The following is a 2,886-nucleotide window of genomic DNA, read 5'->3' on the forward strand; positions in this document are numbered from 1 at the left end:
CCTCACCGGTTTGGAAATTGAAGATGTAAACGACCCCGTGGAAGTGGGCATCGTTGCCCGTTCGTTCGATAGTTGTTTGGTTTGCACGGTGCATGCACATGATGTAAAATCGGGCAAGGAGCTGGCGAGGTTTAAAATATAATTTTATACTTTTTTATAAATACAAAACCCGTTTCTTATTTTAAGAAACGGGTTTTGTTTAGTAATTTTTTTTTTGAGCCAGGCTGAGGTATTTCAATTTGGCTTCGGTGGCCCCGATAGCTATCGGGACACTCTTGTACATTATTTTTTCATGGCGGCAAGGCTTCGAGGCTATCATATATTAAACTGAAAGAGTTGGAGGAGTGAAAGTATTTTGGTTGTATTTTAGTGAATACAAAATTAGGCTGTAATGGAAAAAGGCCCTGCAAATTCAAGAGTTACTTATCTAAACGAGCATTTTTTGTTAACTTTGGACAAATCAAAATTATAGCTTGAAAACTCATCATAAAATAATTAATGGCGACAGCAGACAAATGACATTATTGTCTGATAATTCTGTTCATTTGGCAATCACTTCACCACCTTATTGGCAACTCAAAGACTACGGGACAGACAACCAAATTGGTTTCCACGACAGTTATGAAAATTACATTAACAATCTTAATTTAGTTTGGAAAGAATGCTATAGAACGCTTCACAATGGTTGCAGGTTGTGTGTGAATATTGGTGACCAATTTGCAAGGGCTGTTTATTATGGACGCTACAAAGTAATTCCTATTCCTTTTATAAAAGATAAATTAGCAGTACATCAACAGGATTTAAACGGAACAAATTTTAATACGGATAATTGGGACGTTCCCCTGTCGGGTCGGGCTTTACATTCCAATCTTTTTTCGTTTCTCAAAAAAAGATTTCCACTTCAATCCCTAACGCAGCTTAACGTATGAAAGAAAATTTAGTCCAATGGACATTGTTACAAAACTTAGATTTTCTTTCAAAATCTCTTGATTTTCAAATAGCAGTTAAGAAAGGCCAAGAAATAACTACCGATTTCGGAAGAATAGATTTCATTCTTGAAAACTACCAGAAAAGTCAGTTAATAGTTGAATTAGAAACTGTACTTGACACTAAAAATAAAAGAGATTATTGTTTTAATCAGGTATTGAATTACAAAAACGTTAGCTATTCAGATAAAACAACTTATTGCATTCTCTATGCAAATGAAACCAATCAAAAAGCAAAATCTATTATCAATGATTTCGGAAAAGAAAATGAAGTTTTAATAAAAACATATTCAATCAATGATGTAAAAAAATTATATACTTCAACTGTTGAAAGATTAAGTTTGAGTTTTGGTTTGTCTATGCCCAAGCCGGCCAATTATACCATTTGCTTTTTAAGATGGCTAAATAAAATATTAAAACCTTTCAAGGATTTTGAAAAAACAAGCCTTAGTGAAAAGGATTTAGCTTACTATTTTACTTCACCAAATTCAACAAATTTTAAATGCTATCTAAGGCTTGCATTAGATTTTGAAATGATAACTCTAAATAAAAATGGGTATTCAATCTCTACAGATGGAGTTGAATATATTCAAAATTACAATCTTGATATTGATACTGCTTCAAACTTATCTTCTATTGATTTAACCAATGAACAAAAGAAAATTTTGCTTAGAGTAATAACAAACGGTAATTGGTCTGCTCATAAAGTAAATATTTATTGGTTCCTGAGATTTTTGGAGGTAACTAATGGAGAATGGCTACCCAATATTAAAGATTTTGAAAAGCATAAACTTGATTTAGTAAACGGCCTTTTTAACGTTAATTATTTGTCAAGAACCATGTATGAATTTTTAAACTTCGCTTGTAATTGGTGTATGGAATTAGGTTTAGTTGATAAGATTAAGACCACAACTAAATATGATAAAATTTATTTAACACCATTGGGGATAGAGATAAATAATATCTTCAGTTTAGATTTACAATTAAAGAAAAACAGATTAAATCTTAATTTTAAATACCTTGACTAATGGATAATTTGATACAAGATATAATAGCACGAAACCCTAAGATTGTTGAAGAATTAGGAGACCGCCTTTATGATAAAATCACCGAGGTTGTTATTCCTGAATGGACAGAAGCATTCAGACAAATTACAAAACAAGATTGCTACGATTATGTTTATGAAGTTACCGTACCTCGAACTTTTGACGGTTTCATAACTGAAAAATCTATTATCAACGACTTTCTTGCAAAACAATTTCCAGAAGTCATATTTGAAGAATCTGATGCTGATTTAGACCATTCGGGCGATGTAGATTATATCGGCAAAGTGGGCGACAAAGCTTTTGGTATTCAAATAAAACCTGTAACTGCAAATGCAAACTTTGGCAATTACAAACTGACAGAAAGAATGCAAGCAAACTTTGAATCTTTTGAAGAAAAATATGGCGGCAAAGTATTTATAATTTTCTCTTCAAAAGTTGGTAACAAAAAGGAAGTGAAAAACAAAGAAGTGCTTGACGAAATTACTGCTGAAATAGCAAGGCTAAAATAACCACGAGAAGAAGCCACATACTGCTTACACGGGCTTTACCAAAATGGAGGTGAAAGGAAACTATGGTTCATTTATTTTTTATTTACCTACATACGGAACCTAAATTATTTGAGTATATTCTTTATCATTTTTTCTACCTTTATCTCAACATATTTTAACAATGAAAAATGAAATCATATCACAACTGCACAGCAGTTTTGAATTAGCTGTTAATGAATCAGATTGTGTTGAGTATTGGTTTGCAAGAGACCTTAAAAAAAGTTTTAGACCATTTTGTTGACATCAACAAAATGGTATTTATTCACTCAGGTTACTCTGAAAATAAATCTCATCTTTAAGTTCTAT

Annotated in this window: 3 protein-coding genes; all 3 read left to right on the plus strand. The window is 31.9% G+C overall.

Going from position 1 to position 2,886, the window contains the following annotated elements:
- Positions 1–473 precede the first annotated feature (473 nt).
- From ACHZDT_RS17330 to ACHZDT_RS17340, 3 genes are read left to right on the plus strand one after another with little or no spacing between them, the layout of a single operon-like run.
- Positions 474–929 (plus strand): DNA methyltransferase, encoded by a 456-nt coding sequence (locus ACHZDT_RS17330; protein WP_394775902.1) that lies wholly within the window; start codon positions 474–476, stop codon positions 927–929.
- A complete protein-coding gene (locus ACHZDT_RS17335; RefSeq protein WP_394775903.1) occupies positions 926–2,014 on the plus strand; it encodes a hypothetical protein in 1,089 nt (362 codons plus the stop codon). Before ACHZDT_RS17330 ends, ACHZDT_RS17335 begins: the two co-directional genes overlap by 4 nt.
- Positions 2,014–2,541, plus strand: coding sequence for an MjaI family restriction endonuclease (locus tag ACHZDT_RS17340; protein WP_394775905.1), 528 nt, complete (start codon positions 2,014–2,016; stop codon positions 2,539–2,541). Before ACHZDT_RS17335 ends, ACHZDT_RS17340 begins: the two co-directional genes overlap by 1 nt.
- Positions 2,542–2,886 lie beyond the last annotated feature (345 nt).

The organism is Flavobacterium sp. (assembly GCF_043722275.1).
Classification (GTDB): Bacteria; Bacteroidota; Bacteroidia; order Flavobacteriales; family Flavobacteriaceae; genus Flavobacterium.

What these genes read in the sequence shown, in the direction of transcription:
- ACHZDT_RS17335 (WP_394775903.1), top strand. Translation starts at nt 926, where the DNA reads ATGAAAGAAAATTTAGTCCAATGGACATTGTTACAAAACTTAGATTTT.
- ACHZDT_RS17340 (WP_394775905.1), top strand. Translation starts at nt 2,014, where the DNA reads ATGGATAATTTGATACAAGATATAATAGCACGAAACCCTAAGATTGTT.